The sequence below is a fragment of the Streptomyces sp. ICN903 genome, from assembly GCF_022015835.1.
Taxonomy (GTDB): Bacteria; Actinomycetota; Actinomycetes; order Streptomycetales; family Streptomycetaceae; genus Streptomyces; species Streptomyces fenghuangensis.
Map to the genome: position 1 here is coordinate 1 of NZ_JAKMAY010000341.1, position 5,710 is coordinate 5,710.

Consider the following 5,710-nt stretch of genomic DNA (forward strand, 5'->3'; position numbering starts at 1 on the left):
CCCCGCTCCCCCGCGCCGAAGCGCACCCGCACCCGCGCCCCAGGCCGGGCCTCGGCGTCCATGGCGGCGGGGACGGCGTAGTCGAAGAGACGGTCGAGGTGGAGCAGCCCCTTGTCGACCAGGACGCGGGCGACGGGGTCGCGCTCGGCGAGCTCGGCGCCGCGCCAGGTGCGCGGCCGGGCACGGGGCGGTTTGGCCCGGCGGACGGTCTCGCGGATCAGCGCGAGCTGCTCGCCTCCCGGCGGATCCTGTGCCGAAGGCCTGTCCGGCTGCCCGTTGTCGCTGCTCACAGCCCTCAGTCCTACCAGAACCCGCTGACACGGCCCGGCCCCCGCGTCTTTCCGGTGGAAAGACGCGGGGGCCGGGCCGGTGCGTGCGGGCGCGTGCGGGGTGTTACAGCCCGGCGGCGGCGCGCAGGGCGTCGGTGCGGTCGGTGCGCTCCCAGGTGAAGTCGTCCAGTTCCCGGCCGAAGTGGCCGTAGGCCGCGGTCCGGGAGTAGATCGGGCGCAGCAGGTCCAGGTCGCGGATGATCGCGGCCGGCCGCAGGTCGAACACCTCGGAGATGGCCTGCTCGATCTTCTCCACCTCGACGGTGGCCGTGCCGAAGGTCTCCACGAACAGCCCCACCGGCTCGGCCTTGCCGATCGCGTAGGCCACCTGCACCTCGCACCGGGACGCCAGCCCCGCGGCCACCACGTTCTTGGCCACCCACCGCATGGCGTAGGCGGCCGAGCGGTCCACCTTGGACGGGTCCTTGCCCGAGAACGCCCCGCCGCCGTGGCGGGCCATGCCGCCGTAGGTGTCGATGATGATCTTCCGGCCGGTCAGGCCCGCGTCCCCCATCGGCCCGCCGATCTCGAACCGGCCCGTGGGGTTGACCAGCAGCCGGTAGTTGGCGGTGTCCAGCTTGATCCCGTCGGCCACCAGCTCGCCCAGCACGTGCTCGACGACGAACTCGCGGATGTCGGGGGCCAGCAGCGAGTCCAGATCGATGTCGGAGGCGTGCTGGGAGGAGACCACCACGGTGTCCAGCCGCACCGCCTTGTCGCCGTCGTACTCGATGGTGACCTGCGTCTTGCCGTCCGGGCGCAGGTAGGGGATGGTGCCGTTCTTGCGCACCTCCGACAGCCGCCGGGAGAGCCGGTGGGCCAGGTGGATCGGCAGCGGCATCAGCTCGGGCGTCTCGTCGCAGGCGTAGCCGAACATCAGGCCCTGGTCGCCGGCGCCCTGCCGGTCCAGCTCGTCCTCATCGCCCTCGACCCGGGTCTCGTAGGCGGTGTCCACGCCCTGGGCGATGTCGGGGGACTGCGCCCCGATGGAGACCGACACCCCGCAGGAGGCCCCGTCGAAGCCCTTCTTGGACGAGTCGTAGCCGATGGCGAGGATCTTGTTGCGCACCAGGGTGGGGATGTCGGCGTACGCGGCGGTGGTGACCTCCCCGGCCACGTGCACCAGACCGGTGGTGATCAGCGTCTCCACCGCCACCCGGGAGGTGGGGTCCTGCTCCAGCAGGGCGTCGAGGATGGTGTCGCTGATCTGGTCGGCGATCTTGTCGGGGTGGCCCTCGGTCACGGACTCCGAGGTGAACAGGCGGCGGGACACATCGCTCCCTGGGTTTGCAGCGGCTGCTGGCTGACTTGGTGTGCGGATCCGGTCGTCGGGCTGGCCCGAGCGCGGTCCGCCGTCAGTTTATCCGCAGCTCATCGCGGATCCGCCAGGACGTCTCGCACTCCGACACACGACCAACGTGCCACACGGCTCCCGCGAAGGGGAGAGGCCGTGCCGGGCGGGGGCCCGCGGCCCTGGTGGCACGGCCATGCGGACCGCCCGCCTCCGGTCTCACCCGGCGTTCAGCATGTGGACGACCTTGTCCCACACCGTGTCGGCGAGGTCCTCCTTGGGGCCGTGCGGCACGGGTGTCTCGCTGCCGTCGGAGCCCAGGACGACCGCCTCGTTCTCCTCCGCGCCGAAGGTCCGGTCCTCCCCCACCTCGTTGACGACCAGCAGGTCGCATCCCTTGCGGGCGAGCTTGGCCCGGCCGTTGGCCAGGACGTCGTCGGTCTCGGCCGCGAAGCCGACGACCACCTGCCCGGGGCGGGGGCGGGCGGCCGAGAGTTCGGCCAGGACGTCGGGGTTGCGGACCAGGGCGACCGGCTCCGGTTCCCGTCCCTCCCGCTTCTTGATCTTCCCCTGCGCGTAGCGGGCGGGCCGGAAGTCGGCCACCGCCGCGGCCATGACCACCGCGTCCGCGTCCTCGGCGGCCTTCAGCACGGCCTCCCGCAGCTGCACGGCGGTGCCCACCGGCACCACGTCCGCGCCCGCGGGATCGGGCAGAGAGGTGTTGGCGGCCACCAGGGTCACCCGCGCGCCGCGCGCCACCGCGGTGCGGGCCAGGGCGTACCCCTGCCGGCCCGAGGAGCGGTTGCCCAGGAAGCGGACCGGGTCCAGCGGTTCGCGGGTGCCGCCCGCGCTGACCACGACGTGCCGTCCGGCCAGGTCGCGACCGGGCGCGGAGCCGCGGGCCAGCAGCCGGCGGCAGACCTCGAAGATCTCGCCGGGGTCGGGCAGGCGCCCCTTGCCGGTGTCCTTGCCGGTCAGCCGTCCGACCGCGGGCTCGATGACGACCGCGCCGCGGCGGCGCAGGGTGGCCACGTTCTCGGTGGTGGCGGGGTGCTCCCACATCTCGGTGTGCATGGCGGGCGCGAAGACCACCGGGCAGCGGGCGGTGAGCAGGGTGTTGGTCAGCAGATCGTCGGCGAGGCCGTGGGCGGCCCGGGCGAGGGTGTCGGCGGTGGCGGGCGCGACGACGACCAGATCGGCCTCCTGCCCGATGCGCACGTGCGGGACCTCGTGGACGTCCTCCCACACCCCCGTGGTCACGGGATTGCCCGACAGAGCCGCCCAGGTGGGCTCGCCGACGAACCTCAGCGCCGACCCGGTCGGCACCACCCGTACGTCGTGGCCGGACTCCGTCAGCCTCCGCAGCAGCTCGCACGCCTTGTAGGCGGCGATGCCGCCGCTGACCCCCAGGACCACCCTGGGCTTGTCGGACCTGTCCATCCCTCGCCTCTCCCCGGCTCGGCGGCCCGTCGGCCGCTCACTGTCGCGCGTCGGCGGCGGGCGCGTCGGGGACGCTTCCGCCGGTACCCATGACACACCACGGGCCCGGCAGCCGCGCTGCCGGGCCCGTGGCGGTGGTGGTGCCGTTCGTGCGGCCGGCCGCCGTGGGCGGCCGGGGCCTCACTGCGTCGGGTTGTCCACGGCCTCGGAGGTCAGCAGACCCGCGTTGATCTCGCGGAGCGCGATCGACAGCGGCTTCTCGTGGACGTGGGTGTCCACCAGCGGGCCGACGTACTCCAGCAGGCCCTCGCCGAGCTGCGAGTAGTAGGCGTTGATCTGGCGCGCGCGCTTGGCGGCGTAGATCACCAGGCTGTACTTCGAGTCGGTGGCTTCGAGCAGCTCATCGATCGGCGGGTTGATGATGCCCTCGGGCGTGTTGATGGAAGAGGACACGCTCTACCTTCCGCTGCGGTGGATAAGACGGGCGGTGATCCGGCCGGGCCCCGGTACGGGAGGCCTCCTGCCGGTGTCCCGGATTCCGGCGGCTGTCCTGCCCGGCCCTCCGGTGACGATTCCGGCGACGATCACGAAACCTTCATCAAGGCTAGCAGCTCGCGGCTGACGTCCTCGACGGAGGTGTTGACCAGGGTCACGTCGAACTCCGACTCGGCGGCCAGTTCGACCCTGGCCGCGGCCAGCCGCCGCTCGATGACCTCGGGGGACTCGGTGCCGCGGCCGGTGAGGCGGCGGACCAGCTCGTCCCAGCCGGGCGGGGCCAGGAAGACGAGCTGCGCCTCGGGCATCGACTCGCGGACCAGCCGCGCGCCCTGGAGGTCGATCTCCAGGAGCACCGGCTCGCCCGCCTCCAGCCGCTCCAGCACGGCCCGCCGCGGAGTGCCGTAGCGGTTGCCCGCGAACTCGGCCCACTCCAGCAGTTCGCCGTTGGCGACCAGCTTGTCGAACTCCTCGTCGTCCACGAAGAAGTACTGGACACCGTGCTGCTCGCCGGGGCGCGGCCTGCGGGTGGTGGCGGACACCGAGAGCCAGATCTCCGGATGGACCTTGCGCAGATGAGCGACGACCGTGCTCTTGCCGACCCCGGAGGGGCCGGAGAGCACGGTCAGTCGCGGACGTTCACTCATACGGCGATTATCCCGGTTCCCAGGCGGGCCTGGAAACGTCAGGCGGAACCGCCGCCGAACTCACGCTCCAGGGAGGCGATCTGGTTGGATCCCAGACCGCGTACCCGGCGGCTCTCGGAGATGCCGAGCCGCTCCATGATCTGGCGGGCCCGGACCTTGCCGACGCCGGGCAGGGACTCCAGGAGGGCGGAGACCTTCATCTTGCCGATGACGTCGTTCTCCTGGCCCTGCTTGATGACCTCGTGGAGCGAGGCGCCGGAGTGCTTCAGTCGGTTCTTGACCTCGGCGCGCTCCCGGCGAGCCGCGGCGGCCTTCTCGAGCGCGGCTGCGCGCTGTTCAGGGGTAAGGGGCGGAAGAGCCACGCCTACGTCACCTCGGATGTCGAACTGGTCGGATATTGGTCGGTGAGGAACCTAGTGGCCCCGCACCTGCGGAGCAACGAGCAACACGTTCCCCGGCGCCCCCCGGACCTGCGAGGACCCCGGAATTCGCGGTGCTCTCGTCGGAGACTAGCGGCCCATCGCGCCCGAGTCAGCGAGAACAGGGGAAAAGTCCAGGTCAGACTTGAGCCGACCTGGACTTTTCCGGACAAACAGGTGTGGTTGAAGGGTCGATTCCGCGGGGTGCCCCGGTTTTTCCGGACCCGCCGGTTCTGCCCCGGCTGATCAGCCCAGGACCTCCCGCAGGGCGTCGGTCTCCCTGGCCGCGGCCTCCCGCAGGGCCCGCGGAGAGGGTCCGCGGCCCAGGACGCCCCGGCTGATGCTCGGCACCACGTTGCGCACCGCGCCGCCGAAGACCCTCGGCAGGTCGGCCGCGGTGGCGCCCTGGGCTCCCAGCCCCGGCGCCAGCAGCGGGCCGTTGACCGCCAGGTCCGCGCCGGCCTCCTCCAGCGTCGCGCCGACCACCGCGCCGACCGGGCCGAGCGGATCGGCCCCGGCGTTCTCCCGCGCGATGTGGTCCAGCACCGTCTGGGCGACCGACGCACCGCACCCGGCGGTGGCCCGCTGCACCTCGGCGCCCTCCGGGTTGGAGGTCAGGGCCAGGACGAAGACGCCCGAACCCGCCGCCCGCGCCGCGTCCAGGGCGGGGCGCAGTGAGCCGAAGCCCAGGTAGGGGCTGACGGTGACGGCGTCGGAGAACAGCGGGCTGCCCGGATCCAGGTAGGCGGCGGCGTAGGCGGCCATCGTGGAGCCGATGTCGCCGCGCTTGGCGTCGGTGAGCACCAGGGCGCCGGCCGAGCGCGCGTCGGCGATCGCCCTCTCCAGGACGGCGATGCCGCGCGAGCCGAAGCGCTCGAAGAAGGCGGACTGCGGCTTGAGGACGGCGACCCGGTCGGCGAGCGCGTCCACCACCGTGCGGGTGAACCGTTCCAGGCCCGCCACGTCGTCGTCCAGGCCCCAGGACGCCAGCAGCGAGGCGTGCGGGTCGATGCCGACGCACAGCGGGCCCCGGTCGTCCAGGGCGCGGCGCAGCCGGGCGCCGAACGGCTCGGGGGCTCCGGGGGCCTG

6 protein-coding genes and 1 pseudogene are annotated in these 5,710 nt (G+C 72.8%); all 7 read right to left on the reverse strand.

The genetic code is table 11. The features are described from left to right. Positions 1-290 (reverse strand): annotated as a pseudogene (locus L7D48_RS24985) (primosome assembly protein PriA); the annotation flags it as partial. A 103-nt stretch (positions 291-393) separates the two neighbouring features. Further along, positions 394-1,602: a methionine adenosyltransferase gene (metK, locus tag L7D48_RS24990; RefSeq protein WP_237882744.1), complete on the reverse strand. Its 1,209-nt coding sequence runs from the start codon at positions 1,600-1,602 to the stop codon at positions 394-396. 237 nt (positions 1,603-1,839) lie between these two features. Next, a complete protein-coding gene (coaBC, locus tag L7D48_RS24995; RefSeq protein ID WP_237882746.1) occupies positions 1,840-3,060 on the reverse strand; it encodes a bifunctional phosphopantothenoylcysteine decarboxylase/phosphopantothenate--cysteine ligase CoaBC in 1,221 nt (406 codons plus the stop codon). Between the two features lie 180 nt (positions 3,061-3,240). After that, entirely contained in the window at positions 3,241-3,513 is a 273-nt protein-coding gene (rpoZ, locus tag L7D48_RS25000) for a DNA-directed RNA polymerase subunit omega (RefSeq protein ID WP_237882748.1), read from the reverse strand. A gap of 131 nt (positions 3,514-3,644) precedes the next feature. Next, positions 3,645-4,202 (reverse strand): guanylate kinase, encoded by a 558-nt coding sequence (gmk, locus tag L7D48_RS25005; RefSeq protein WP_237882750.1) that lies wholly within the window; start codon positions 4,200-4,202, stop codon positions 3,645-3,647. A 38-nt stretch (positions 4,203-4,240) separates the two neighbouring features. Then, a complete protein-coding gene (locus L7D48_RS25010; protein ID WP_093656674.1) occupies positions 4,241-4,564 on the reverse strand; it encodes an integration host factor in 324 nt (107 codons plus the stop codon). Between the two features lie 303 nt (positions 4,565-4,867). Beyond that, on the reverse strand, positions 4,868-5,674 hold the full coding sequence (gene pyrF, locus L7D48_RS25015; protein ID WP_237882752.1) for an orotidine-5'-phosphate decarboxylase: 807 nt from the start codon (positions 5,672-5,674) through the stop codon (positions 4,868-4,870). Positions 5,675-5,710: the final 36 nt, after the last annotated feature.